The sequence below is a fragment of the Candidatus Clostridium eludens genome, from assembly GCF_045310515.1.
Classification (GTDB): Bacteria; Bacillota; Clostridia; order Clostridiales; family Clostridiaceae; genus Clostridium_B; species Clostridium_B eludens.
On the sequence record NZ_JBJHZX010000034.1, the window covers coordinates 1 to 26,130 of the forward strand.

At 30.0% G+C, this 26,130-nt stretch carries 28 protein-coding genes and 1 pseudogene; 6 read left to right on the top strand and 23 right to left on the bottom strand.

Annotation, left to right across the window (positions count from 1 at the left end; all coding sequences use genetic code 11):
- Positions 1-135: 135 nt before the first annotated feature.
- From ACJDU8_RS18825 to ACJDU8_RS18835, 3 genes are all read right to left on the bottom strand, one after another.
- Positions 136-348, bottom strand: coding sequence for a DNA-binding protein (locus ACJDU8_RS18825; RefSeq protein ID WP_406793709.1), 213 nt, complete (start codon positions 346-348; stop codon positions 136-138).
- 387 nt (positions 349-735) lie between these two features.
- Complete coding sequence (locus ACJDU8_RS18830; protein ID WP_406793710.1) at positions 736-975, bottom strand: hypothetical protein; 240 nt, start codon at positions 973-975, stop codon at positions 736-738.
- Positions 976-1,225: 250 nt separating this feature from the next.
- Positions 1,226-1,417, bottom strand: coding sequence for a helix-turn-helix transcriptional regulator (locus ACJDU8_RS18835; protein ID WP_406793711.1), 192 nt, complete (start codon positions 1,415-1,417; stop codon positions 1,226-1,228).
- A gap of 147 nt (positions 1,418-1,564) precedes the next feature.
- Here ACJDU8_RS18835 and ACJDU8_RS18840 point away from each other — a divergent pair, with 147 nt between their 5' ends.
- The 3 genes and pseudogenes from ACJDU8_RS18840 to ACJDU8_RS26035 all read left to right on the top strand — a co-directional run bounded on the left by ACJDU8_RS18840 (position 1,565) and on the right by ACJDU8_RS26035 (position 4,333).
- Complete coding sequence (locus ACJDU8_RS18840) at positions 1,565-2,149, top strand: helix-turn-helix domain-containing protein (RefSeq protein WP_406793712.1); 585 nt, start codon at positions 1,565-1,567, stop codon at positions 2,147-2,149.
- Between the two features lie 343 nt (positions 2,150-2,492).
- Positions 2,493-3,068: a Uma2 family endonuclease gene (locus tag ACJDU8_RS18845; RefSeq protein WP_406793713.1), complete on the top strand. Its 576-nt coding sequence runs from the start codon at positions 2,493-2,495 to the stop codon at positions 3,066-3,068.
- 93 nt (positions 3,069-3,161) lie between these two features.
- Positions 3,162-4,333: pseudogene (locus ACJDU8_RS26035) on the top strand (tyrosine-type recombinase/integrase).
- 565 nt (positions 4,334-4,898) lie between these two features.
- Here ACJDU8_RS26035 and ACJDU8_RS18860 read toward each other — a convergent pair.
- The 4 genes from ACJDU8_RS18860 to ACJDU8_RS18875 all read right to left on the bottom strand — a co-directional run bounded on the left by ACJDU8_RS18860 (position 4,899) and on the right by ACJDU8_RS18875 (position 7,591).
- Positions 4,899-5,249, bottom strand: coding sequence for a hypothetical protein (locus ACJDU8_RS18860; RefSeq protein WP_406793715.1), 351 nt, complete (start codon positions 5,247-5,249; stop codon positions 4,899-4,901).
- A gap of 2 nt (positions 5,250-5,251) precedes the next feature.
- Positions 5,252-6,652, bottom strand: coding sequence for a hypothetical protein (locus ACJDU8_RS18865; RefSeq protein ID WP_406793716.1), 1,401 nt, complete (start codon positions 6,650-6,652; stop codon positions 5,252-5,254).
- Between the two features lie 399 nt (positions 6,653-7,051).
- Positions 7,052-7,348 (bottom strand): sigma factor-like helix-turn-helix DNA-binding protein, encoded by a 297-nt coding sequence (locus ACJDU8_RS18870; protein ID WP_406793760.1) that lies wholly within the window; start codon positions 7,346-7,348, stop codon positions 7,052-7,054.
- A 57-nt stretch (positions 7,349-7,405) separates the two neighbouring features.
- Positions 7,406-7,591 (bottom strand): hypothetical protein, encoded by a 186-nt coding sequence (locus tag ACJDU8_RS18875; RefSeq protein WP_406793717.1) that lies wholly within the window; start codon positions 7,589-7,591, stop codon positions 7,406-7,408.
- 320 nt (positions 7,592-7,911) lie between these two features.
- Here ACJDU8_RS18875 and ACJDU8_RS18880 point away from each other — a divergent pair, with 320 nt between their 5' ends.
- The gene (locus tag ACJDU8_RS18880; RefSeq protein ID WP_406793718.1) at positions 7,912-9,486 is read left to right on the top strand and encodes a potassium channel family protein; all 1,575 of its coding nucleotides are present in this window, start codon (positions 7,912-7,914) and stop codon (positions 9,484-9,486) included.
- 155 nt (positions 9,487-9,641) lie between these two features.
- Here ACJDU8_RS18880 and ACJDU8_RS18885 read toward each other — a convergent pair whose 3' ends face one another.
- On the bottom strand, positions 9,642-10,853 hold the full coding sequence (locus tag ACJDU8_RS18885) for a competence protein CoiA family protein (protein WP_406793719.1): 1,212 nt from the start codon (positions 10,851-10,853) through the stop codon (positions 9,642-9,644).
- 207 nt (positions 10,854-11,060) lie between these two features.
- Positions 11,061-11,294, bottom strand: a complete 234-nt coding sequence (locus tag ACJDU8_RS18890; RefSeq protein ID WP_406793720.1) for a hypothetical protein — start codon at positions 11,292-11,294, stop codon at positions 11,061-11,063.
- 878 nt (positions 11,295-12,172) lie between these two features.
- Here ACJDU8_RS18890 and ACJDU8_RS18895 point away from each other — a divergent pair.
- Complete coding sequence (locus ACJDU8_RS18895) at positions 12,173-16,735, top strand: ATP-binding protein (protein WP_406793721.1); 4,563 nt, start codon at positions 12,173-12,175, stop codon at positions 16,733-16,735.
- 334 nt (positions 16,736-17,069) lie between these two features.
- Here ACJDU8_RS18895 and ACJDU8_RS18900 read toward each other — a convergent pair whose 3' ends face one another.
- From ACJDU8_RS18900 to ACJDU8_RS18965, 14 genes are all read right to left on the bottom strand, one after another.
- The gene (locus ACJDU8_RS18900) at positions 17,070-17,855 is read right to left on the bottom strand and encodes a sigma-70 family RNA polymerase sigma factor (RefSeq protein ID WP_406793722.1); all 786 of its coding nucleotides are present in this window, start codon (positions 17,853-17,855) and stop codon (positions 17,070-17,072) included.
- 125 nt (positions 17,856-17,980) lie between these two features.
- Positions 17,981-18,454 (bottom strand): transposase, encoded by a 474-nt coding sequence (locus tag ACJDU8_RS18905; protein WP_406793723.1) that lies wholly within the window; start codon positions 18,452-18,454, stop codon positions 17,981-17,983.
- A 272-nt stretch (positions 18,455-18,726) separates the two neighbouring features.
- Complete coding sequence (locus ACJDU8_RS18910) at positions 18,727-19,065, bottom strand: hypothetical protein (RefSeq protein ID WP_406793724.1); 339 nt, start codon at positions 19,063-19,065, stop codon at positions 18,727-18,729.
- Positions 19,066-19,077: 12 nt separating this feature from the next.
- Positions 19,078-19,287, bottom strand: a complete 210-nt coding sequence (locus ACJDU8_RS18915; RefSeq protein ID WP_406793725.1) for a hypothetical protein — start codon at positions 19,285-19,287, stop codon at positions 19,078-19,080.
- 109 nt (positions 19,288-19,396) lie between these two features.
- The gene (locus tag ACJDU8_RS18920) at positions 19,397-19,528 is read right to left on the bottom strand and encodes a hypothetical protein (protein WP_406793726.1); all 132 of its coding nucleotides are present in this window, start codon (positions 19,526-19,528) and stop codon (positions 19,397-19,399) included.
- 3 nt (positions 19,529-19,531) lie between these two features.
- Positions 19,532-19,774, bottom strand: coding sequence for a hypothetical protein (locus tag ACJDU8_RS18925; RefSeq protein ID WP_406793727.1), 243 nt, complete (start codon positions 19,772-19,774; stop codon positions 19,532-19,534).
- A gap of 17 nt (positions 19,775-19,791) precedes the next feature.
- On the bottom strand, positions 19,792-20,064 hold the full coding sequence (locus ACJDU8_RS18930) for a hypothetical protein (protein WP_406793728.1): 273 nt from the start codon (positions 20,062-20,064) through the stop codon (positions 19,792-19,794).
- A 12-nt stretch (positions 20,065-20,076) separates the two neighbouring features.
- Positions 20,077-20,367, bottom strand: a complete 291-nt coding sequence (locus ACJDU8_RS18935) for a hypothetical protein (RefSeq protein WP_406793729.1) — start codon at positions 20,365-20,367, stop codon at positions 20,077-20,079.
- A gap of 174 nt (positions 20,368-20,541) precedes the next feature.
- Positions 20,542-20,991 (bottom strand): hypothetical protein, encoded by a 450-nt coding sequence (locus ACJDU8_RS18940; RefSeq protein ID WP_406793730.1) that lies wholly within the window; start codon positions 20,989-20,991, stop codon positions 20,542-20,544.
- 408 nt (positions 20,992-21,399) lie between these two features.
- Entirely contained in the window at positions 21,400-23,577 is a 2,178-nt protein-coding gene (locus ACJDU8_RS18945) for a phage/plasmid primase, P4 family (protein WP_406793731.1), read from the bottom strand.
- A 25-nt stretch (positions 23,578-23,602) separates the two neighbouring features.
- Positions 23,603-23,818, bottom strand: a complete 216-nt coding sequence (locus ACJDU8_RS18950; protein ID WP_406793732.1) for a DNA-binding protein — start codon at positions 23,816-23,818, stop codon at positions 23,603-23,605.
- Positions 23,818-23,991, bottom strand: coding sequence for a hypothetical protein (locus tag ACJDU8_RS18955; RefSeq protein WP_406793733.1), 174 nt, complete (start codon positions 23,989-23,991; stop codon positions 23,818-23,820). Before ACJDU8_RS18955 ends, ACJDU8_RS18950 begins: the two co-directional genes overlap by 1 nt.
- A 95-nt stretch (positions 23,992-24,086) precedes the next feature.
- Positions 24,087-24,776: a BRO family protein gene (locus ACJDU8_RS18960; RefSeq protein WP_406793734.1), complete on the bottom strand. Its 690-nt coding sequence runs from the start codon at positions 24,774-24,776 to the stop codon at positions 24,087-24,089.
- Between the two features lie 34 nt (positions 24,777-24,810).
- The gene (locus ACJDU8_RS18965) at positions 24,811-25,014 is read right to left on the bottom strand and encodes a helix-turn-helix domain-containing protein (RefSeq protein WP_406793735.1); all 204 of its coding nucleotides are present in this window, start codon (positions 25,012-25,014) and stop codon (positions 24,811-24,813) included.
- Positions 25,015-25,156: 142 nt separating this feature from the next.
- Here ACJDU8_RS18965 and ACJDU8_RS18970 point away from each other — a divergent pair, with 142 nt between their 5' ends.
- Entirely contained in the window at positions 25,157-26,074 is a 918-nt protein-coding gene (locus tag ACJDU8_RS18970; protein ID WP_406793736.1) for a helix-turn-helix domain-containing protein, read from the top strand.
- Positions 26,075-26,130 lie beyond the last annotated feature (56 nt).

The window sequence follows — 26,130 nt, forward strand, 5'->3', positions numbered from 1 at the left end:
TTCTCGCAATAACAATTCTAATTTCTGAATTTAATCAGCTAATTAGGCTAATCTTTTCAATTAGCAACAAGTCGCACATCTATTGCAGTAAATCCCATACCTAGCACCTACTTTTTGGTTTTCCGTATATTTGCATTAAATTTGTTTCCCCTTTAAACTCTCGATCCACGAATCTACTTGACTACGTATAAGTAGTATTTTTCGCCCATTAAACAAAACTGGTGCATCAAACCGATGACAGAGGTTGTATGCTTTATTTCTACCAAGTGAATATTCCTGACAAAACTCTGATATAGTCATAATTTTCTTAACATTAGGTTTGCTATTTAATATTTTATAATTCTCCACAAGATCACCCCTTTTTATTTGCTTTTATAATTTATTATTTTTTACAATCACCATTATACAGCCATTTGAGGAATATTTTTTTCAAAGTTTTTTCAAAATAATTCATAAATTTTTTGTCTGAAACTTGTTGAAAATTTAAATATACTCATAAATAACTTATCTTTGTGACTGTTGAAATCATACTTACCAACTTTTATACGTGATACTTGGTTGTCTTCGAACTGAAAATGATTTATAATAACATTACCATCATAGGGTATATCAAATATAATAGAATCCTTAACATCTATATCCTGTAATTTTAGATTATGCTTTTTGTTCAACTTTATAAAACATATACTTAATTAACATCTTTATTAGCATAAAACTCTTTGTTTTATGTAAGAATTATATAGCTTGTATCTTCAACTGTTGAATTTGAGTATTAGCTCTGTGTTTCCTGTAGGTTTTTAATTCTTTGTACCATCTAAACAATCTTAGATTTTTTCTGCTTGCTGGATTTATGTTTTTTCCGGTAATTCTTGCTTTAAAAATTTTAGCTATTATATCAATATCTTTTTCTAAAAAATAGAATTCCATATCATCAGCTGTACTGCAATCTTTTATAATTGAAATACCCTTGCTCATTAAACTCTTTATTATTTTATTTGATTGATTTTTACCTTCTCTGTAGTAGACTAAGGTATTGTTATTATAACGATAACTCCAAAATCTTTTGAATCACCTTTATATGCTAAAATTAGTTGCTGTACTGCATGATGTGTTTGTTTTCTGTATTTAACAATTGTTTCAGATGTAGTAAAGGTTTTTTATATACACTGTTTAATTCTAAAAATACTAACTTTTTTATAATACATAATCCCATTTCGTCTTTATACTAATTAAAGAATAGCTCTTCCACTGGTGTGTCAAGTTCTTTACTTATTGCCTTCATTACTGCAATACTTAGATTTTTAGCTTTTCCTCTTTCTAAGGCTGATAGAGAATATCTTGAAATTCCAACCTTTTCGGCTAGCTCATATTGCTTAATTCCTTTTTTTATCCTTACTATTTTCACATTTAATGACATTTTATTCACCTCTTATCATCACATTTGTGAATGTAATTGTATGATACCACACATTTGTGATTTATACAATATTTTTTATGAATAAATTCACTTTTGTGATGATTCTATGTTTTTTCTATGGTAATATAAGAATAAAGGAGGTTTATTATGAATTCGAAAAATACTAAATCAATAGGTGAACAAATTAAAATGCTTCGTAAATCCGCAGGATTTACACAAGAACAACTCGCTGCAAAAACAAATATTTCACTAAGTGCAATTGGTAAATATGAAGTTGGTGAAAGAATCCCTAAATATGAAACATTAGGGAAATTAGCTACAGCTCTTGGTGTAACTATTAACGAATTAGTTGAATCCCAACAAACAACATCTGAACTAAACTGCATGGATAAGGCATATAAGGCTTTGGCAAACAATTTAGATTTTAACTATGAACTGTATAGAGAAAAAATAGGTGTATCTTTAGACAAAATGTCTAATGTACTTAATATTCCTAAAGAATCCCTTGAAAATGTTGAAAAGAAAAAAAGCTCTGATGAAAAATTAATTGTTGAATATAGAATATATTTACTAGAGATTTATGATTTAAAAGAATTCATGAATCGTGAAATTAACGAATTGATCTTTAGTGATTATTCAAATATCGACATATTGAAGCTAACAAACCTTACAATTTTTCAAAGAATGGATCTTATAAAAAATATAGCTTCTACCATAAGGGATTTCTTGTAGAAACATTCTAAATTCGCAAACACTTGAGAATTTCATTATACAAGAAAGTATTTTGAACCGTCATCTTTTCGGTCTTGCTTAAGCTTTTTCTTTTAAATAGATTACAAATGGTGGGTAACGAAATGTGAGGTACCTCATCCACAAAACTAATAAATAATCAGATAATTAATAGTAACCAAATTATTAATGCCAATGATTTACTTGAAATAAAAAACTAAGCTTAAATTTAAAATCCGTTCTAAATATAATTAAGAGTAGTTACTATAGATTATTCAAAGTAACTACACTAATAAAACCAAATGAGCGGTTATTATAAATTATTTCAGAAGGAAGGTAAAATTCAATGGATAACACAGCTAAAAACAAAATCTATACTTATGCTGACTACATAAATTACCCTGAAGGTGCAAGAATAGAGCTTATAGATGGTACAATATACGATATGTCCCCAGCACCATCAAGAATACATCAGAAGCTAATTGTCGAACTGTCAACTATATTTAATAACCATATAAAATCTAATAGTGGACCATGTGAAGTATATGTATCACCATTTGATGTGTTTCTAACGGAGGATAAAAGTCTTGATAACTGTAAGAATATTGTCCAGCCTGATATATCAGTAATCTGTGATAAAAATAAATTAAATGATAAGGGTTGTATTGGTGCTCCTGATTTAATATTAGAGATAGTATCACCCTTTAACCCATCTAATGACTATGTAAGGAAATTAGGGCTGTATGAACACTTTGGAGTAAGAGAATATTGGATTGTAAATCCAATGGAGAAAACAATTGTTGTTTATAGGCTTGATGATACCATGCATTATTCCGCTCCTAAATTTTACGCATTTACAGATACAATAAAAGTTGGGATATATTACAATTTAGAAATTAATTTTAATAAATTTGATGTGTAGGTACTTTGCAATATTATATAGTAACCACTAATTTAAGCTTCTAGTGTACGAATTTCGCACATTACAATCTAAAATAAAAAGAAAGGTGATATTATGGCAACAAAAACCAATGTAATTAAAAATGGTAAAAAGTATTATAGAGTATATCTTGACCTCGGAAGAGATTCAAACGGGAAAAGAATACGAAAAGAATTCTATGGCAAATCTAAAAAAGATGCTGAGGATAAATTAGAAAAATATAAGAATGGTTTGAATAGTGGTTTAACCGCTGACCACGACAAACTCACATTGGGTAATGTATGTAAGCTATGGTTATTTGAAAAAGTTAAAAATACAGTTAAACCTTCTACATTTGAAAGATACGAGGGTGTTTTTAGATTATATGTAAAATCCTCACCGCTATATCCTATAAAATTAAAAGACCTTAAAGGACTTGATATACAGCGTTATTATAATACTCTTATGGATAGCGGTAAAAGTACAAATATAATTAAAAACTTAGATAAGTTGCTCAAATCATTCTTGAATTACTGTGTTGATGAGGGATATATAGTAAGAAATTATTGTATGGGAAAATCAATAACTATTCCTGAAAAAAATTCAGTAAATGAAAATAAAAAAGATGATGTAACAGTATTTACAATAGACCAACAAAACCAATTTATAAATGCAGTAGAAAATCATAGATTAAGAGCTCTATTTCTTTTAGGCTTAGGCATGGACTTCGTGAAGGGGAGATAATAGGCTTAAAATGGAGTGATATAAGCTATAACGAATGCACTGTATCAGTTAAAAGAGCTATAAAAGGTGTCACCCTTATTGAAGGTAATAAAAGAAAATATCAACTTATAGAGCAAACCCCTAAAACTAAAAACAGCATAAGAACTATTCCTTTTCCTGAAAATCTAGTACCTATATTAAAAAAACATGAATTTCAACAAAAAAAGGAACAAATTAAAGCTGGTTCACTGTATACAAAAAACAATTATGTATTTTGTACTGAACTAGGTTTACCTATAGACCCACGCAATCTAAGAAGGACCTACGAAAGAGTATTAAAAAATAACAATATATCATACAAAAAATTTCATAGCTTAAGACATACTTTTGCTACACGTCTATTTGAAAACAATGTACGTTTAAAAACAGTTCAAATTTTATTAGGCCATAGTAATATAAATATTACTGGAGATATTTACACTCATGTTATGCCGCCTGAAAAAATCAAAGCAATTGACAAAATAAATTCCATATTTAATGTTTAATAATGTTTCATCTGAAATTTTGGAGGGAAAAGTTAGTTTAAGGGCAAAATAATAACCGCTGAAACTTAGTGTTTTCAACGGTTTCTGGTGCACCAGAGAGGATTCGAACCCCCGGCACGCTGGAACGACGATAGTATATTTCATACTTTTTGTATATTCTCTTAATCCCTTATATATCAACATTTATTTCGCATTTAATGTATTTTGATATTATCTAAAATATATGTTTTTTATCTCCGGTTGTGTTACGGTTGTGTTACACATATAATATATCATGGCTATAATAAAAAATAAAATATGTTCTTTGTAAAAATATCTGTACTGAACTCCTCAAACCGCTGATATAAAGAGAAAGTACAGATATTTTATCCGTACTTTTCATCTGTACCATCTGTACCCTGTTTTTATAATCTTTAAATAAGTCATGCCTTGTAAATAAAAAACGGAAATTATGCTCCACTCCTTATTATATTTTTATCCTTACATATACATTTTTTACCCTTATATTTATTATAAATCAATTAGATTAATCATTTTCAGATAAAAGCTTATATAAACTAATGAATTACCTTAAAAATTCTATTTCAACATTATCAGATTGGATTTCAATAACTTTTACATCTATTCCATATAATGCTAGTTTTAGCTTGTTTCCGTTTTTCGTGTGTATTATTTCTGCTTCAAGTATTTCATTATCTTCAAAAGTCTTATAATCAGTATCAAATTCATATTTTCTAACTCTATCAAATATTAATTTACATGAAAGCATTTCTGGCTCATTTTCTTTATATGATTTTTGTCTCCAATTACATAACTCAATACCTATAATCAATCTTTTTTTATCGGCATCAAATTGTATGTCTTCAACAAGACTATCATGTAAATCATAGTCTTCTAACAATTTATGTAATTTCATTCTTATTCCTCCCTCGGTAATATATGTGATCTATCTGAACCCCTAGGTGCCGGTTCTCCATTAATGTCAAGGTAACGATCAATTTTTCCTGTACTATTGGGATTTTCTACATGATAATGGTCTTTACCTTGAAAGCCACTTGCTCCAGGTTTCGCAGGATCAAATCTAACCCTTAATCCTGTATTAGGATCCAAATACTCTCTACTATTTGTATTAGTTTTCATTCCTTCTGGAGTTACATCTTCCCAACCTTTTCCCAATAAATCCTCACCTTTTGGCGGCAAATTTTTTATAGCATCTTCAATAGCTTGTTCATTTGCTGTTTTAGTTTGTTCTACATCTTCTTCTTCAATTTCTTGTTCAGTCTCTGGTTCTATTGTTTGATCATCTTGTACACTTAAAGTTATTGTACTATCTTGTGTTTTAACCTTCCATCCATCCTCAATTTGTGAAACTGTTCCTCCTAATTTACTTACGATAGTATTTACTGCATCTTGTACTGTTTGAGTTACTGTATTAGTTCCATCACCAGTAGTACCAGTAGAAGTAGAATCAAGAGAAACAGGAGAACTTAAAATATTACTTCCAGAAGAAACATTACCAGCACTATCTAAAGTACCTATATTTCCAGAACTATCTATAGCCTTACCAACAAAATCACTAGTAGAACTAACAACAGAAGGATTTAAGGATATAGATTGGTCCGGTAAGGAATTGAAATTATTGCCAGAGCCAGGGGGGACAGTAACAGCAATATCACTAGCAGGAGTAAAAGTCCAATATCCTGTATAAGAAATAGTACCAGAAGTATCCGTACAATTAATAAAAGCAACATCTAAAGAAGAAACAAAACCACAGCTAACAGAAAGAGAAGAAGGAAAAGCAGTATACCAAAGATTATTAAGAGTAACATAATAATGTCCAGAAACATCTTTAGACTGAGCAAGAATAGAACCAGTAGACTTACCAAAAGAAGTAAACGTAAATGTAGCAGTACCAGTAAGACCATCAGCATAATAATAATTATAACCAGAAGATGCAGAAGCAGATTCTTGTAGAGAACCTACACCAGAAGAAGAAATAGAATCTAAAAAACTTTTAGTAGCACTTTTCAAACCATCCGTAATAGTTAAAACACCACCTTGAACCAACTGAGAAACTGGAACACCGCCGTTCTGAAGATAATTGTAATAACGATTAGACACATACTCATAGGCAGCAACAGAGCCAAAAGTAACTCCAGCAGCAATAAGAGCAACACCTAAAACAGGAGGACAAGCACCCATCTCGACAGCAGTAGCAACCACAAGGCTAGAAGCGTCAGCACGAACGGTACAAACAGGAACTAAAGAATGAAAAACTAAAAATATAGAAATTAATATTGCAAAAAATCTCTTAGACATAAAAGACACCTATCACTTTTCATTATTAGTAAAAGTTAACTTTTCCAATAACTATTTTAAATAAATTGATTAATATTTTCAACATAAATCATACTACATATATCCTCAAGAATACATAAATAAGTAAAATTATTTTTCAAAAGATATATTATATTTAAAATATAGATTTAAAAGCTCTAAGATGAGCATTTAAGGTAGTTTAGACATTCATTACCTAAGTTCAATAAATACATCTTAAAATACTTTTTTGTTTATAGGGGTAGCCTCATCTGTACTTTTATAACATACGTTTGTATTATAACTAAAGTATACTGGCCCGTTAAGACCACTAATATACTAATTGTGTAAAATAAAACTTAAAACAAATTTACTATTCTAAGCTTTATTTATATATTCAAATCATCTTTTATAATCTTTTCTACAAAAAACAATATTCACCAACTCTTTTATAATATTAGATTTTATTTGCATAATATAACCTACACTTAAATCCATTTCCATAGCTATATCTTTATAACTAATCCTGTTAAAGTATTTCATCTGAATTATTTTAAGCTCTCTATCTGTTAATCCTGAAAGTATATTGTTTACCTTTTTGACTTCAAACTGTTTCTGCTTCTTTATCTGGTTAAGCCTTTCTATTTCTTTTAAATCGGGGCTATCACTAGAATTTACATCTTCTATATCAAGGTCTATATTTTAAATATTTAATAAAAATCCATTGCTTTTATCAGTAATATCCTGTCTGTTGTTTTAGTACTCTTTAAAATATTCAGATTCTATACCCGCTCTTAAAATTCCTCTCATAACTTCCACTACAGTTTTATCCTCTTCTACAGCTTTTCTTTTCATGGCTTTAACTAAATCTTTAGGTAGGGCGTATGTATGCTTTTCCAATTCTTCCTTAGCTCTTGGCCTGCCTATTTGTTTACCTGACATAATATCAGCCTCCTTCTAAATATTATATCATACTTTAATAAATACTAAATATAAATATATATTAAACTTTAAGCAATATAACTTCGTTAAATGACAGTTTAGCGAACTTATGATTAAATATAATTCGTTGACCACTCATTTCACTAGATTTATAGCACAAACCTCCGTCAAATTTATCTTAGATAATAAAATTAAAAATAAAATAACCAAGTGCTAAGAACCACAGAAAACTTCTAGTAATGTGAAAATACAAAAATCATGTTACAATTTCTATATTAGTAAATATAAACCTTTATTATACATTCGTGGGGTGATGATAGATGAGGTATGATGTAAAAATACATAAGGATAAGCCGTTCATTAAAACAATAGAGGTTGGAGAAGGTATTAAGAGATCGATAAGCTGTAAAAGTTCTGTGAAGATTAAGTTTTACAATGATGATGGAAGTGTTAGTATTGTAAAAAGGTATGGTTATATTACAGCAGACAAAGTAACTGAAGACATAAGAACTGAAAAAGATATAATACTAGATGGGTGTTATGTGAAGGATTTAGTATTGAGTGGCCTTAATATAACGACTTTATTCTCAAGTCAGTACACTTTTTTCGATGGTACGATAGATTTTAGTGAAGCAGCATTCAACAAAGAAGCAAACTTTGCTTATGCGACATTCAGTGAAGAAGTAGACTTTAACCGAGCAAGCTTTAACGAAGATGAGTACTTTAGTTGCGTAACGTTCAGTAAAAAAGCAGATTTTAGTCAGGTGAATTTTAGTGCAAATGCATACTTTGCTTTCGCAAAATTCAACGGAGAAGCATGCTTTTATCAAGCAAAATTTGGTGAAGAAACAAGCTTTTTTGGCTCAATATTTAGTGAACAAGTGAGTTTTGGTGCAACAAAATTCAGTGAAGAGATGAACTTTGCCAAAGTAACATTCAGTAAAGAAACAAACTTTATGTCCACAACATTCAGAGGAAAAGCAGACTTTAGTTCAGCAATATTTAATGGAAAAATAGACCTTATTTTCGCAGTATTTAGTAAACAAGCGAACTTTGTGTTCACAACATTCAGCGAAAGAGCAGACTTTGGCGGGGCAACATTTAGTGAAGAAATATATTTCAACGATTCATCAATTAAAGAACAAATAATTTTTGATAGCGTTGTTTTTAGCACACGTGTTGATATGAAATTTAATCAATGCCATTCATTAGTAATGAAAAATTGTAGTATAGAAAAAACATTAGATTTAGGAAGTGCTAGATTCAATTCGCTTTGTTTTGAGAATACGAAAAACCTTGGGCAAATTTTTATTGATTGGGAAAGGAATAATATAAAAGAGGCAATATGTAAGTATGCGAAAGAACATAAACTATATCATCATACAGTTGCAAAACAATTTCTTATGTTTAAAGAAAACTTTAATAGATTAGGCCAATATGATGATGAAGATTCAGCTTATGTTGAATACAAGAGGGGTAGAGCTAAATCGGAATTCTTTAACGAAAATGGCCTGAACAAGGGTTTCAAAAGGATAATACACAAACACATTGTTTATCCTTTTAAATGGTTTGTTTTTGATTATATCGGATCATATGCTACAGCTCCACTGCGAATATTTAAAGCTTTGTGCTTAAATATCATTTGTTTTGCCGTTATATATCTCTTATTAGGGGTCCACATAGAAAAATTAGAAAAGGGGATATTAGGAAATGGAATATTAGCACGATTTTTAGAAGTGCTTTATTTTAGTGCAATTACATCCTTTACAGTAGGATATGGAGACATTTCTCCAGAAAGATTCTTAGTTGCAGGACTGGCGTGTGTGGAATCATTTATAGGGGTATTTTTAATGTCCTATTTTACAGTTGCTTTTGCCAGGAAGATTTTAAGATGACATTATATAACTTTTTTCTATGACTTTAGAGAGTGTACATAAGCGAACCATAGAGCTAGCAAACTTAACCCTATGGTTTTAAGCATTTTATGGACTCAAAATCAAATATATCTGTCATCTTTAAGAAGTACACAAACTTTGGATAGGGAATGTACCTAATAAAGTCCTGATAATTTCATTACTTCATCATATACTTTCTTAGCGTTTATATTACCTTTATTAATCTCTTCTTCAAATATCTTTTTAATAGTGCTATATTCCGATGATCCACATCTTTTTAGAATTCTAACCAAATTTTCTATTCCATATCTGTACCTACGTATCGCCTTATTTACTTTATCTTTATAATAATAATCATTTTTTGTATAGTTATAATAGTTTTTTTTAGGAGCCGGTTTGTTACTACTGTAGACATAAGATTTTCTACTATAACCTATATCACTCCAAGCGTCCGTCCTCTCATAAATATCTTCATCTTCTTTAACTAATTGTTTCAATCGTTCTTGCTCTTCTTTATACCTTCTTTTTTGTTCCTCATTTCTCTTTCTCTCTCTTTTTTCTAACTCTTTTCTAAGTCTCTCTTTCTCCTTTTCATGCAAACAGGTTTGTACAAATTTATTTCTAACTGCCTTAAACTCTCTATCATACTCACACTCTACAGTTCCGTCTGGCAAAATCTTTATGTCATTTATATCGTATACCTTGTGAAATATCCTATCCATTACTACCTCACCAGTTACATCATCTACAACAGTCATTTTAGAAGCTATGAGAAGTTCTCTTCTATCAACATCCAATGCAAGTAACTTATTGTTATTGTCGTTAAGAAAAAGTCTATGCTGGAACACAAATTCATATTCTCTAAGAATGTTCTCAAACTCCTCTCTACTTCCTCTGGCAATCCATAAATCTCTTACATTGATACTTTTATAAAAACTTCTTTTTTCTTCCAAGTAAGCAAGACTATTGAGTTCCCTTTGAAATTCAATAACTAACTCCTGAGCATCACCAAAGTTAAAATATAAGTCAGCCCATTTTCCATTTGAAAACCTATATCTCATTTCTGCATAAACATCAGGATAAGCTTTTAACATTAAATTCATTAATAATTTTTTACCTTGTATATGTTCTTCTGATTCCATGGAATATGAACACCCTCCACCTAATATACTGCTTTTATGTGAAAAATGTGGAATTTTTACCTTTCCAAATTTAAATGTTATATCCCCGCCACAATCTTCACATTTTAATTGCCCTTGCTCACTCGCTCTTCTTAGCATTCTCTCATATTCAGCATCCATAACTCCATTTTCATCCATTATTTTAAAGGCGTATACTGCTTCTTCATTTAATCTGCATTTTTGCATATTTTCACCTCATTTGTTCCTAGTATTTCACACAGCCTTTTTATAATTTTGTAATTTTATTATAGGCTTAATGTATTTTCATTATTGGTTATTGAGAGCTTATTCTTAAATAAATTTTAATCTCATAAAATTATAATATTTTCCATCATTTTATAGAATTAATAACCTATTTTCGATTCTTAAATGGGCCCACTTTCGTCAAATATGCTAAGCTTTAGCTAACTCCTCAAACTTAACTTTAGTCCCGGAACTATGGCAAGTAGTTATAACATCAAATTGAATTTTAGTTCCCTCTGTTATATTAAGTCTTTTCTTTGCTATCAATTCAGAATTTACTCCTGTTGTATCATAAAACCCTGATGATAAAGTTCCTGCAATTCCTCTCCAATCACATTCTTTTTTACATACTAGGCACATATGCCTCCCAAATAAATCTATCATCAACATCATCTCCTTCATTTAGCACTTCTACAAAAGGAGGCAATATCCTCTAACTTTCATTCGCTATTATTCTGCTTATTTTTTAAAAATGCTTAGAATTAATATTTCACCGAAATAAACCCTAACTTAATTTTTGCGTTGCTCTAAGGTTTATTTTATGTCTAACAGTTAACATTTAAAAACTACTCAACAAAGCTAACATTTTTAATATCTGCCATATAGAAATTCATATAATGAGAAAAAGAAAAGATGTACACTTTTGTTCAATTGTATTTTGATATTTACCGCATGTCCAATATCCTTTAGGTATCCATAGGGTAGTCTTAAGAGTATTTTATACTAACTAGTTTTAAATATAGCCTTAAAAGTATTTATAAATGTCTTAAGTATCTTATAAAACAAATTATTTAAAACGTTAAATACAGCTTCTAATCAATTATGTAAAGCTATCGTTCATCTCATAAATAATAAGGTTGTTGTTAAATTTATTACCGTCTGGCAGTGGATAATATCCGCACTTTTAAAACATAATTAGTATAAGAAATAATAGCGGATTTTTATATTACTATGAAGGCTTGGCTCAAAAATTGACAATGGAATTAATTATTAGATGTAATGTATAGTATAATATAGATCGATATGGTATTGTTTTGAAGAATCATACAAAAATGATGTAAAATATATACGGTAATGCGAATTTAATGATTAATATGTTTTGAAATAATATGAAAATCACATTTTCATAAAAATATGATCTTGTAACCTGTAATGTAAAGTCCTAACTTGTATTTAATTATATTGTATATATAAAAAATAGCTGTAATTAGGATACATGAAAATGATTATTATATAGTTTAATGAAAGGAGTTATTTCAGATATGCCGTATGAAAAAGGTGGACGTGCTGATAAAAGTGGAAATGAATATGAAAGGAGATGGGTTATATATCAAATACTGAGAGTCATAGAAGAAGAATTGGTTAGTGTAGAATTGGAATCAATAGGCGAAGATGAAAAAGGAATTGATATATGGGTTACATCTCCTGATGGTAGTCGTGAGGGACAGCAATGTAAAGGTAGAAATGCTAGTAAAGAAGAATGGGATATTAGTTCATTAAAATCAAAAAAAATAATTAAAAATTGGAAAAAACAATTAGATAGATGTAGTAGTAATAAAGTGGCATTGGTGTCACCTTTATCGTGTCAGATGTTGGAGGATTTAATTAAGCGCGCCAAAAATACAAATAGTGTTCCAAAAGATTTTTTAAATTATCAAATTAAAAAATCTAGTAAAGAGTTTATCAATTTTTTTTATGGCTGCTGTAGCGAATTTAATTTAGATTCTGAAGTTGACATGGACTTATGTAAAATAATTAATTATCTGTCAAGAATATCTTATCATCAGGTGCCAGATTCTTTTCAAAAAGAGATTGTCTTAAATAAAATACAGTATTTATTTATTGAAGATAAAAATAATATATATAATTGTTTAGAAAACTTGGTGGCCGAAGGTGAATATTTAGGTAAAACTATTACTAATAGCTTTCTGCGTGGATATTTAAAGGAGAATAAAATTCTATTTAGAGCTCTTGCTTTAGATACAAAGGTAGCCTCACGAATTGAAGAATTAAATGATGAATATAAAAAAATATTTGTACCAATCAATGGAGAACTATTATTTAGAAATGAGTTTAAATTATGTACTGATAATATAAAAGATGGGAAATCAATTATCATTCACGGGAAAGCTGGGAGTGGTAAAAGTGGTTGTACTCAGGCAATTATATCATTTTGTGAAAGTGACCAAATTCCATATATAGCTATAACATTAGATAAGAGGATACCTAATGGAAGTGCTGAAAAATGGGGAAAAGATTTAGGATTGCCAGCTTCAATATCACATTCTTTACATAGTGTTGCTAAAAATGAGAATGCAGTAATAATACTTGATCAGTTGGACGCATTAAGATGGACACAAGCACATTCAAGAGATGCATTAATTATATGTTCGGAAATAATAAGGCAAGTGACAAATCTTAATTTGGAACGGAATAGAAAAATATCAGTGGTTTTAGTATGTAGAACATATGACCTTGAAAATGATAACAATATTAAGTCGCTTTTTAAAAAGACTAGTGAAGAAGAAAAATCTGTGGAATGGTTAAAGATATTAGTTAAAGAATTTGATGAAAATACTGTTAAAAATATTGTTGGAAAGGACTATGACAAACTATCAAAAAAGCTAAAATATGTATTAAGAATTCCAAGCAATCTTTATATCTGGCAACACTTAGATAGAAAAAAAGCTTATGATGAATTTTCCACAGCTAATGAGTTACTTTGTGAATGGTGGAGCCAATTATTAGATAGATGTGAGGATAATGAAATTGATGAGCAAAGTGTTTGGAATGCAAAAGAGAGTATTGTTGATAGACTTGATAAATGCGGAATGATGTATACTAATCGCAAATTATTGAATGTTACACCGAGGAGTTTGAAATATTTAGCATCTAATGGTTTTTTAACATTGATTGGTAACAATGTTTCCTTTGCTCATCAAAGTATTTTAGATTATTTTTTGGTAGATAAGATGCTTCACAAATATGATGATGGTGAAAATATTATAAATATTATTGGAACTAAAAAAAACCAAATACCTGGAAAGAGATATCAGATCCAGATGCTACTTCAAAATATTGAAGAGTATTATCCTAATGACTTTGTTAATGTTGGAAAGCAAATGTTGGAATGTTCCGATGTGAGATTTTATGTTAAGTATGTATTTTTAGAAGTGTTAGGACAATGCACATCAATAAATTCGAGTATAAAAGATTTTGTCATGGAATACTTAGAAAAAGAGGAATTTGCAAATCATATTATCGATAATGTAATTGTTGGACATGCAGTCTTCGTGGAATTTTTGCTTAAGAGTGGAATTTTAGATAAGTGGATGCAGGATGATACGAAAAAAAATGTTGCGATTAATTTAATGATAAGTTTACACCCACAATATAGTAATAATGATGTGAAATTCATTAAAAAATATGCATTTATATCTAAAGAAAATACCGAAAAATTGTTCAGATGTTTCAGTTTTAATATACAAGAAGATACTGATGAGATGTTTGAATTGAGAATGGAATTTTATGAACGTTATCCACAAATGGTAGGTTCTTATATTAACTTCAAAGAAATGTTTCGAAAGTGTGAATTAAGAACTACTAGGGTTTTTGAATTATTATTAAAGTATAAAATTAAAAGTAATAGTAGGAGTGTCTACAATTATGGAGAAAAATTAACAGATGAAAACAATGAAGTACTGAAAGAAAATGGTGAAATAGTCGTAGATAAATTGTTGCCTTATATACCACAGGAAAGAGAATATTATAATATTTATTTAGAATGGGATGGAAGATACGCTCATAATAGTGGGTTAGAAAGAGCATGTGTTGAAATAATAAAAAAAGCGAATGCTGCATTAATTAATAAAAATCCAGAAGCCTTTATAGAGAGGCATAAAAAATTTATGGGCAAGGGATATGTGGTATTTAGCGAAATAATATTAACTGCACTAGCACAACTGCCGAGTGAGTTTAGTGATATGGTTGTAAGCTATATTGCCGCTAATTTAAATGAAAATATTTTTGATAAAACAAGTAGTAGTAAAGATGAACTTGCTTTAGTTAAAGATGTACTAAGGAAACATACATTATGCTGCAGTAAATATGTATTTTTATTACTTGAAAATACAATTATTTGTTATATTGATCCTAGAGCAAAGGAATGGTATACAAGGCGAATAGAGTACAATAAAAATAATAAAAATGGAGATAGAGTGTATTGGAGTTTTTGGGGAGATATGCAAATGGCATTGCTGTCATGCTTACCTTTGGATAGAATGTCTGAACAAGCAAAAGGATTATTAAAGGTACTCAATCGGCGTTTTGAGAATGTACCAAATATATATACTCATTTTGATTGTCGCAGTGGACCGGTCAGTTCTTCTGTAGCAGGAAAAAGATTGGGAAATCGTCAGTGGTTACAAATATTGACTAATAATAAATTGAAGAAGAGAAATGTTTCACGTTGGAGTAAGATAAAAGGTAGATTTATTGAAAACTCTATTGAAGAGTTTTCTACAAGCTTTCGTGAGGCAGTTTCTTCTGAACCTGAAAGATTTATTAAACTGCTTCTGAATTGTGATAAATATATAAGTGAAATTTATATTGATTCATTATTTGTAGGAGTAGCATTTAGTAATCAGTTAAATGATGTTTCAACTGATCTATTAGAAAAAATGATTTTAAAGTATAGCTATAATTATGATTCATTTAGGGCTAGTTATATATGTGATATTATTGAGAAAAAAGAAGGGAATCATTGGTCTCAAAATATAATTGATATATTAAATGATATTGCTATTAATCATTGCAATCCCAATAGTGAAAAACTTGATGTAACATCTATTAAATATAAGGAAATGAAGTCTTTTGACATGCTCCAAAGTAATGCTTTTAATTGTGTAAGAGGTAATGCAGCTATGGCTATTGGAAATTTATTATGGAGTAATAAAGAACTATATGTTCAGTTTAAAGAGACCGTATTGAAATTATGTAATGATATAAATCCAGCGATTAGGTTAGCAAATTTGTATTCATTGTCTCCTATATATAATATAGATAGAGATTGGGCGACTGAAAGAATTCTTAACATATTTGAAGAAGATTATAGAATGGCTGGATATCATGACTCAAAACAATTATTTTTTCTCATGTATCCTAAGTTTAGGGAATGTGTTTTAAAAGTTATCTTAAGGTGTTATTTTTCAGACGATAAAGATATGATAAAAGTAGGTGCACATAGTTTGGCTGAAATGTATATTCGAAACGGAGAATTTCAAGATGAAATATTTGATGTTGAAAATATGAATGAAACTCAAATAGAAAGTATTATTGAAATGGCAGTACTTTATTTCAATACAAAAGAATATAATGATTTAGCAAAAACCTTGATTAAAAAATATAAATTTAGTAAATTTGATTTGGAGTTTTCAATATCTAAAGTTTTTTATAATAATTTGATTGATTTAGAAAGAGATAAAGACTTTTTAATTGAAATAATGAAATCTAATATGGGCAAAAGAATAATTTATGCTTTTGCACACTATTTAGAAGAAAATTCCAAGTCGGTTATTGAGTATAAAGATATTATCTTCTCTATAAGCTATAATTTAATTGAAAATCATGTAGAAAATTCAGGTGATTATTGGGGAATAGGTGGTGAATTATCCAAACTAATTATAGGTTTATATGATGAGGTATCTCAAGCATCAGATGAAAATCTAAAGTATATTTTGCAGCAGTGTCTAGATATTTGGGATTTAATGTTCGAAAAACGAATTGGTTCAGCTAGAGTGTTGAGCTGGCAGATATTAGATAGGTAAAGATATAATAAGCAATTAAAATTATATTAAAACATGGGAAAGTTGCAAAATGTATAAATAAGTATTTGTTTATTGCAGATGCTTATTTATTTTTATAAAAGTGGACATTCTTAACGGTACTAAAATTATGGCTAATTTACTGGAAACGTACTATCCTTTTTTACATTTATTAAGAATTTTTCTACAGGACACCCTTTAATAGTAGTACTCCACCTAAAACCAGTATTTTCAAGGCTCATTATTCAATGATTTATGTAAGGGGAAATAAAAAAATGTCATGTTTCTTTACTATCCAGATGCCTAAAAACTATCACTTTAGGTGAACTTCTCTTGTTTAGTCATTATCATATAAATATCTATTAGCAAAACTCATACTTTCTATAGTCCAATGAATACTATGACTTGATTCCTCTCTTTTTTGAATATATAGTTCTTTTGCCTTCCTTACTCCCCATGGCGACTTTCTCATTTTTTCAAGGGCTGTACGTTCAATATTATTAATGGTAACTTTAGTAACATTATGCATCTCCCCAAGCTGCTGACAGGTCATACATTCACAATTATCCCAACCATACCTTAATTTCAATATTTCTCTTTCTCTCAAAGTATTATATTTATTCATGGTTTCTTCAAGTTCCTTATGTAACTGCTGATTATATATTTTTTCTTCAACGTTCTCAAAACTATAGTCTACACCTTCTATACAGTCCATAAGCTCAATATCCTCATCACCGGAAGCAGGAGTATTAAGGCTTATTTCTTCATTGGTGTTTTTAGTTTTTATAAACCCATTGATTTTTTGATATATCCAGTAAACAGCATAGGTACTAAATTTACATGGTCTTTCAATATCAAACTTATACTTGTCAGCCGCAGCAATTAATCCAATAAACCCTTCCTGCTCCAAATCCTCTCTATCTATAGAATTGGTTTTTTCGGTATAGAACCTATTGGCAAGTTTATATACTAAGCCTTTATTAAGCTCTACGAGCTCATTTAATGCATGTTTATTCCCACCTTGATATAATTTCACCAACTCTTCATTTTGGAGCAGTTTGGGATTCCCCAGAGTTTGTCCGCCAATTATAAATCCTTTATTTGTGATCTCCAATTTTTTCAAAGTTGTAGTATACTCAATACCGACAAGCTTGTCGATACTATCAAAGTCATTTACGATCGTCCTAGTTTGTCCGTATGTAGCAAATTCAACACCTTTTGTAAATTTATCAAAATAAATTTTCTCATTTAAAAGAAATCTTCAAGCTTTTTTATACCTATATTTCCAGTATGCTCTATGTCTTGCTTATCTCTCCACTTATCAGGTTTTCTATTTTTCAGCCAAAATATTAGAGCTGTAGTATCCGGAGCAAATTCTTTTTTAACTTCTTTTGTTATCACCATATCATAAGTGGGAAAGCCGTGTATATCAGTTAATACCTTTCCGTTTTTATCTTTTCTTATTACTCTTTCTGTAGTAACTTCTGTATATGAATATCCTAAAGCTCTTTTTAAAAGTGAATTTTCCACCTCAAAGTCAATTACCTCCTTGCCTCTTTTTAAGGCCTCGGAAAACTCGGAATACCTCTTTTTATATTCATATAATGTAGCAGCATGAATACCTAAATTCTTTGCTATTTGTTCATCAGTGAGTCCATCTCTTGCCCAACCTTCAACTAATATTAATTTATCCTTTACAGTATCCCATTTTGATTTTCTCATGAACTCATCACCTGCCTTCAGTATTAATCCTCAGTATTCAATCTAATAGTCTACCGCGAACGAACTAAAAATAAAAAGCATGGAAAGCAATCCCATAATGGATTCATTAATCTTCCCATACCTAAATATCAGCTTCTACACATGGAATGCAAGCTACTTTCAATACTTACTTTTAACTATATTATATCATAAACTGTTCCTATAAACCTACTAATATCAATACTTTAATCATTATTTAAGTATATAATAATTTAGGAAACCGTTTCTTAAATTCATTCTTTTGAGCGCCTTACAAGTCTTATAAAATTTACCCATTGGCGGGCTGTTAATTTTCTACTTTTAGCGGTATCACATATATACCTGGCTATAATTTTTATGTCTTCCTCATTTTCAAGCCTTCCTAGTTCAATTAGAATAGTTTCCTTCATTGTATGGTTATCACGATCTACAAGAAACTTTACATCTTCCATTTTTTCAACTACTTCATAAGCTGTAACTTCATAATGTTTATTTAATATACCTCTTCTAGTCCTTATATCAGGATATATCATTTGGTACCTTTTAAAAAGGCTATCACTAATCTTACATGGACGGCCTACTTTATTACCCATTATAACATCATCCTATCTATGCTTATATTTAACTTTTCCCATTCTACGTCTTTTTCTTTCCTTACTTTTACCTATCATAACTCCATAATTAAAACAATTTATAACTAAAGAAGAAACTCCAAAATGTTCTGGCTGCGATTTCTGAATTATAGCAACTAAATCACCAATGTACTCGAAATAATATTCTTGTTTACTTATTATCTTTTCATATTTTTTATTCAATTTAATAACCTCCCTTGACATACTACTTATTTAGGAAGTAAACTTTATTTGTGTGTGATAAGGCTTACTTCCTTTGGTAAGCAGATTACTATTTATCTAACAGGTCCATTCATATATATTTATATGGACCTTCTTTTTTATATATTTTCGGTTCTTTCTCAAATCTAAAAGCACTTTTTATAAGTAATAATAACTTGTCCTTTTCCTGCTCTGTAGAATGTGAAGCTTTTAATTTAATCACAGTTCATAACCCCTGCATATCTAATTCTATTTTTCTTTTTTGAAACTTAATATTTCTTAACCCTCTGCCAGTAATAAATCTATGAAATTCTAAGCTCCTATTGTTACCTGATAAATTCTTATTTATAAATATAACCATAGTTCCATACTTTTTTAATCTAAATCCTGATAGAGAGCCTAGTTCATCTTCTAGAAGTATAATTCTTTTACCCTTGTATCTAAAAGATTTACATGTAATTTTTTTCACCAATAACCCCTCCTGATTTATGATTCTCCATCCATGTATTTATCCATAGCATTGAATATCTCTTTGATAATCCTGATTTTAGTCTCCGGTGTGACAAGATCCTGTTCCCTATTTACAACTTCCCTAATCCATTCTAAGATTAAATGATTAATAAAAACTAAAAGTCTCACGCCTTCTTTTGACATTCCAGAAGTAGCTTTATATATGTCAATTTCACTAAAAGATATTATCTTTTCAACGAATGCCTGGTCAACTGTATCTTTTATCATTTCATTACTAATTGCTTTCATGAAAACACTCCTTTACTCGCTTCCCTTATCTTCAATAACCTTAACTTTATGGATAGTATCATGTGATACTCCAGCTATTTGTGCTAGTTCTTTTTTGGTGTCTATAGCAGGGTTGTCAGATTTCTGACAAGGTCGAGGATTTTTACCCCCCGTTGATGTTTTTAGATTCTCCTTAGCCCTCTCCGCAATAACAGGTTCCAATTTCAATGCAAGTTTTGCCCTCTCATACAAAGGTAAATTTCTCCTGACAAACTGATTCCTGATTATCCACTCCATGGCTTCATCTCTGTTTTCAAAATCCATTTCTTTTACAAGGATGACCCAACTTGGGAACCCCTTTTGTAAGGATGTCGCAAGTTACTACATCCTTTAAAAATTATGATGGCCTAAGTTAGACCCCCACTGTTAACAGTTACTTCTGAATTAATTTACCTTGTTTTTTATAAGGGGGCTACAAATTACTGCTCCTTTAAGCTCTTATAGAGCAACTTCACACATATTTACCCCATACACATTACAGAATTTATCCATTACCTTTTCAGGTATTGGAGTAAACTCCATAGCTCTTGAACATGCATCTTCAAGTAAAGAAATACTTCCATGCGGCACTTCTACTTTTTCACCTTTCTCATGACATTGGAGGGCATAGAATAAAAATCTATCCATATAATGCCCTAAACTATTAGAAATCTTCAAGTATGTTTCTCTCAAATTCTTATTTACCAAAGGGTTGTCTTTTAATGAATATAATTCTTCTGCTAAAAACTCGCCTAATAAAATCAGTATTTGAAAGTACTGGTTTGGATTAAGTGGCTTTCCTATTTCAAATTCATCATATAAACCTTTCATCCAGCTTCTTTTTAATTCAGTTACAGGCTTATCTGTGCTTACTACCATAGTTCCCATTAATTCATACACTTCTAACATAATTTATACAGCTCCTTATTTTTTATTGTGATGATAATAATTCCGATAGGCTTCTCTTAATAACCACAAGTGGTAATACGTGATTATTCTTTCAGTCATTTTTTTATAGTACATTTTTTGCATTATATTACAATTTGAAAAATCCCCAAAATCCCCAAAATCCCTAAATCAATCCCCCTAATGAAGCCTTATATATCAAGGCTTTCCGCAGTTTTGGGGAATAAGGGGAAACTTTTTAGTATTTATATATAAATAAATTTAATAATCTGATATACATATATTTATTATTTAATTATTTTCAAGTAAATATATATTCCCCAAAATCCCCAAACGCTTGTCAGCCACTGATATTACTTGATTAGAACGGGGGAAACATTTGGGGATTCGCTTTCCCCAAAATCCCCAAAATTATTTTCTTAAAACCCTTTCATAATAATAATCACCATGAGATTTTATAAGTGAAATGCCATGTTTCAATGCCCTTGCAGGTATATTCTTTTTCTCTAATGGAGTAATATTATTTTCCATAGTCCATGCTACATACTCACTTTCAAAAATAGTCTTTCGTGTTCTATCTTTTTTGTTATTAGTTATGATGTAATTTTCAGATATAAACTTATATAAACTATCATTAGCACATCTATATTCTTCAAGTGCTTTATCACAAGCAAAACTGTGGGTAAATTTATAATTGCTATCAATAAGTCTGTATAGGCCTTCTAATGCCCACAAGAATATCCCACCTGCTTCAACCTTAAATTTTTCTAGTATGTTTGCCACCCTTTTTTCTTCAGGAATTACATTGTCACATGGTATTATTATGAATCTTTCAAAGATATGATTTCCTTTATCACCTTTAAAATAGGGCAGGTCATTACAGCCAAAAGTTAAAGTACCGTTAAATTTATAAGGAAATGCCTGTTTTCCTTTTATTTCACATCTTATAAATCCCGCGCCTGTGATACTTTTAAATACACTACTGTCATCAATGTTTGTAGATTTTTGGTCATCAATAATAATTGCCTTGGCACCGTAAATATCACCTGTAGCAAATGTTTTTGAAAAATCCTGAATAGGTACAGTGCATATGTTAGCATCACCAATCAAATAGATAAGCATATTATTATATTGCGTTTTTCCGGTATTTCCTACAGTACCCCATAATGATAAACATTTTTTTGTTAGTGAGCCTTCAATATTAGATATTGTTAAGCCAAACCACTCCTGTAATATACTCATGACCTCTTTGTCATTGTTTGCTAGTGTACTGATGAATTCCAGCCATTCATTAGGTTTTCCAGCATTGCAATTATAACTGCAATTTAATTGTATTGTGCTTTTTATACTGGGAGTATGTTTTTCTAAACGCTTTAAGGGTATATTATATAGTCCATTTTTTACATTTATATAATCAGGGCACATATTCAAATCATCAAATCTTATACTTGCTTTATCTGTTATAAGCTCCTTATAAGTTTCTTCCCATTGATTAGGTTTTCTTATTTCCACAGGGATAAAAGATTTTATTTTTCCTTTAAATTCATTTACAGACATTCTTCTATAACATCCATTCTCATACCAATAAAGAAAATCATTGTCAAATCCCTGTTTTCTTACAATCATGTAATTATAATTTTCTCTTATATAATCAGCTAATAATCCAGTATTTACACACCTTTTACCTCTGTTATTTACATAAATAAAACTTTGCGTAACCTCCTGTTCAGATAAAGTTCTTTCTAAATATTCCTGATACGTTTCTCTACAATCCCTTATGGCGTTATTTATAGTCCAATTCCTATAATCATTCCGCTCCCATTTTTCCCTATATAATTTGCTTCTTCTGAAAGCTTCATCCATGAGGTAAGGATCTTTATTCATCCAAAATGCTAAATAATTACATAATCCTTGGTCTGCTTCTGACTGACTATTATAAAGGTTCTGCCAGTTCCCTTTATAAAGAGACTCTATTTTGAATCCGCTTTTACTAACAAAAGCTTTATCCAATAATTCATTAATATTAATTCCTTCTCTATTTGTAGATGATGGCTTTACTAAAGTTTTAGAAACATTCGTATACTTGTTATAAAGCTCATTTAAAAGCTCTTGAGCACTTACTATACTATTTTCATTTATTCTATTACCAGTCATAGTAAAATATCTTTCCTGGCTATATATCTCTATTTCTTTTCTATTTATACCCTTAGGAATGCTACCTTTAACAATAATATGGATACCTATTCCGCTTTGAGATACTTCTGCATAACTACTAGCTCTATTTATTATTTCTTTGGCAAACTGATTTATTTTACCGTCTGTAATGCATTCATCTAAATCAATACCTGCATATTCGGAATTTGAAAACATAAATCCTATACCAGAATATTGGCCTTTATTATATGCTTGTAAAACATTGTCAAAGCCAGCCCATGTGCCAGGATTAGTGCTACTTGCCATTTTTCCATCAATTCGATAAGGAATTTTTGTAGTTTTTCCTTTTCTAGTTTCTAGCTTCCATAATACCCAATTAGGATATTCTCTAAGTTCTTTTGGTATATTGTCAAAGTTATAATTTATGTTCTGCATTATGTTATCACCACACTTTATTGCATTAAAATCTTTCGCCTATATGTTTCAAAAACCAATCATCAACTTTAGACCTTATAATCAATGCTTTTCTGCCACAAAATACTACAGGAAAATCCTTGGCGTGAATTACCTGATATGCTTTGCTTTGACCAAACTGATATTCTTCCATAAATTCAGCAACAGTCATAGTCTTTTTCTTATCATGTTTCATGCTCTCTGTGGTTTTATAATCTTCCATTAGTCTGAATCCCCCTTATTCAAGAGAATGTTTCTTTGCTCCAACACTTTAGCAAGTGCCATCTCATGTATCGCCTTATCTTTAGCATTATCCTTTGGTATAATTGCCCTTAGAGCTTTTATAGACCTTTCTATTTTCTTTAAATCATTCGGTGGTGGTATGAATTTCAACACCTTCTCCCCCTCCTTTTCTTTATGTATCCACATAAAGCTTCCCACTAGCACCCTTCAATTTGACTTGTACCGAAAATTTATCCAGTCAATTTAAGCTATGCAGATATTTGAGCAGTATATTTTTTAGTCAGTAAATCCTTTATATCTTGATAGGAATATCCATAGCCAATAAAAATAGATATTTCACCTTCAATATTCTTAACTTCTTCAAGTTCATTTGTTGTAAAACAATTCCTTAAATCATCATTTTTAGTTATGCTAAATTTCTCTCTAAGCTGTCGGGCATTTTTGTTAAAAACTATTTTATAAATTAAATCAGTAAATTGCTTGTACTTAAATTTCTTGTTAGGTCTGTCTGGTAGTTTTTCTATAGCATCAGTCAAAGCTTTTCTAGTTATCTTTCCAGCTTCGCGCTTTATTAAATGCTCCAAGTTATTCTTATCCATTTTTCTAATCTTCTCGATTACATCCCAAACCCAGTCCATGAAATCATCTGCTTTAGGCTGATGGCTCCATCTACATATTTCATAAACACCTTTGGGATTATGAAGGTATGTCATATAAAGTTTGTCATCAGTACCAGTCAGTTTGACTTGTACTGAAAATTTATCCAGTCTTTCTTTATGCCTTTCATGAAGTTTCTGAATTGATTCTTGTGGATATGCATATTCAAGGGCTTCGCCTACTTGTATTCTGGTCATTAGAATATCATCCTGAATATTCCTATAGAAATCGCATTTTGTATTACCAAAGTTGTCAGACTGTAAAAAGATTAATTTATTCATGCTTATACCTCCTTACCATCTTCACCATTGAAGGTTACTCAATATCAACAATCTGCTCTACTTCAACATTTAAAGCTCTTGCCAATTTTCCTATAGTTTTAGGTGTCGCTTTTCTTTGTTTATTTAAAATTTTTCCTAGCGTTCCTTTACCGATATCTGACTTATCAGTTAATTCTGTAGTGGTTAAACAAGCCTTTGCCTGGGCTAGTCTTAATTTCTCAATATTAAGTCTCAGCATGTATATTACCCCCTTCTGGTACCCGTATTGTACTCATGATTATATTTTAACACCCAATATGTACCTTAGTCAAGCACATATACTATACTTTTTATTTATAAAAATACCCAATATGTGCTATAATATGAGTGGAGGTGTTATTTTGAATAAAATTTTAGGCTCAAAAATTAAGAGATTTAGGCAGAAAAAGGATATCTCTCGAGAAAATTTATCAAATATATTAGGAATATCAATTCATACATTGTCTAAATATGAACAAGGTCAGAGAGAACCAAGTATAGAGACCCTAAAAAAAATAGCAGAAGCTCTCAATGTGCCTGTTGCTGAGTTAATAGGAAATGGCGAAATATTTGGCAGAAGGTTAACTAAATTGATAAAAGATAGAAATATAAATGGAGATGATTTAGCTAAATCGTTAGGAATTTCAATAGAAGAAATCTTAGAATTTGAAAGTGGAAAAGAACCAGATATCACTACAGTAAATAGAATAGCGATGTTTTTTGATGTTACAACGGATTACCTAATTGGTAAGAGCAATTTTGAAAACCGAACCGATGAAAATTTAATAGAATTTGCTAAGAATAGAATTAAATTAGGATGTTTTAATACTCCTAGAGAAACAGATATAATGCAGAAATATCACACTGAAGTAAAAAAAATAATAGATGAACATACCTCTAAATTGAATGAAACTTTAACTAGTTATTATCAAGCACACACAAAGGTTAATCGTGATGAGATATTTGGAGTTTTAATAGATGTTATTTCTAACTTAATTCACTTTACAGACTTTATTGTGAAACTATCAAAGGATAGAAATTTTAAATATTCTGTAGGATATAGTTTAATGGGAGAAGATATACAAAATGGTATTATAAATCCAGATGAGAACGGTAAAGAACTTTTTAGGTTTTTTGAAAAAATAGACGCTATACCACATATTAGTGAAAAGATTTCTTCAATGTTAAGAGAACTTGAAAATGAATATAGTAGAAGATTGTATAATAATGCAAGCATATTTCTTACATACCAAGAATACCAAAGACTCCATAAAAAGTAATATTAAAATTCCTTAATACCATAACTAAAAGTAGTTACTATGGAATCATTTAAAGC

Excerpts from the sequence above, each read along its gene's own strand:
- ACJDU8_RS18835 (WP_406793711.1), bottom strand. The coding sequence starts at position 1,417 with ATGTCATTAAATGTGAAAATAGTAAGGATAAAAAAAGGAATTAAGCAA.
- ACJDU8_RS18960 (WP_406793734.1), bottom strand. The coding sequence starts at position 24,776 with ATGAATAAATTAATCTTTTTACAGTCTGACAACTTTGGTAATACAAAA.
- ACJDU8_RS18860 (WP_406793715.1), bottom strand. The coding sequence starts at position 5,249 with ATGAAATTACATAAATTGTTAGAAGACTATGATTTACATGATAGTCTT.
- ACJDU8_RS18940 (WP_406793730.1), bottom strand. The coding sequence starts at position 20,991 with ATGTTAGAAGTGTATGAATTAATGGGAACTATGGTAGTAAGCACAGAT.
- ACJDU8_RS18840 (WP_406793712.1), top strand. The coding sequence starts at position 1,565 with ATGAATTCGAAAAATACTAAATCAATAGGTGAACAAATTAAAATGCTT.
- ACJDU8_RS18880 (WP_406793718.1), top strand. The coding sequence starts at position 7,912 with ATGAGGTATGATGTAAAAATACATAAGGATAAGCCGTTCATTAAAACA.
- ACJDU8_RS18965 (WP_406793735.1), bottom strand. The coding sequence starts at position 25,014 with ATGCTGAGACTTAATATTGAGAAATTAAGACTAGCCCAGGCAAAGGCT.
- ACJDU8_RS18930 (WP_406793728.1), bottom strand. The coding sequence starts at position 20,064 with ATGAAAGCAATTAGTAATGAAATGATAAAAGATACAGTTGACCAGGCA.
- ACJDU8_RS18830 (WP_406793710.1), bottom strand. The coding sequence starts at position 975 with ATGAGCAAGGGTATTTCAATTATAAAAGATTGCAGTACAGCTGATGAT.
- ACJDU8_RS18890 (WP_406793720.1), bottom strand. The coding sequence starts at position 11,294 with ATGATAGATTTATTTGGGAGGCATATGTGCCTAGTATGTAAAAAAGAA.
- ACJDU8_RS18845 (WP_406793713.1), top strand. The coding sequence starts at position 2,493 with ATGGATAACACAGCTAAAAACAAAATCTATACTTATGCTGACTACATA.
- ACJDU8_RS18950 (WP_406793732.1), bottom strand. The coding sequence starts at position 23,818 with ATGGAAGATTATAAAACCACAGAGAGCATGAAACATGATAAGAAAAAG.
- ACJDU8_RS18865 (WP_406793716.1), bottom strand. The coding sequence starts at position 6,652 with ATGTCTAAGAGATTTTTTGCAATATTAATTTCTATATTTTTAGTTTTT.
- ACJDU8_RS18945 (WP_406793731.1), bottom strand. The coding sequence starts at position 23,577 with ATGCAGAACATAAATTATAACTTTGACAATATACCAAAAGAACTTAGA.
- ACJDU8_RS18895 (WP_406793721.1), top strand. The coding sequence starts at position 12,173 with ATGCCGTATGAAAAAGGTGGACGTGCTGATAAAAGTGGAAATGAATAT.
- ACJDU8_RS18885 (WP_406793719.1), bottom strand. The coding sequence starts at position 10,853 with ATGCAAAAATGCAGATTAAATGAAGAAGCAGTATACGCCTTTAAAATA.
- ACJDU8_RS18910 (WP_406793724.1), bottom strand. The coding sequence starts at position 19,065 with ATGGGTAATAAAGTAGGCCGTCCATGTAAGATTAGTGATAGCCTTTTT.
- ACJDU8_RS18935 (WP_406793729.1), bottom strand. The coding sequence starts at position 20,367 with ATGGATTTTGAAAACAGAGATGAAGCCATGGAGTGGATAATCAGGAAT.
- ACJDU8_RS18905 (WP_406793723.1), bottom strand. The coding sequence starts at position 18,454 with ATGAGAAAATCAAAATGGGATACTGTAAAGGATAAATTAATATTAGTT.
- ACJDU8_RS18875 (WP_406793717.1), bottom strand. The coding sequence starts at position 7,591 with ATGTCAGGTAAACAAATAGGCAGGCCAAGAGCTAAGGAAGAATTGGAA.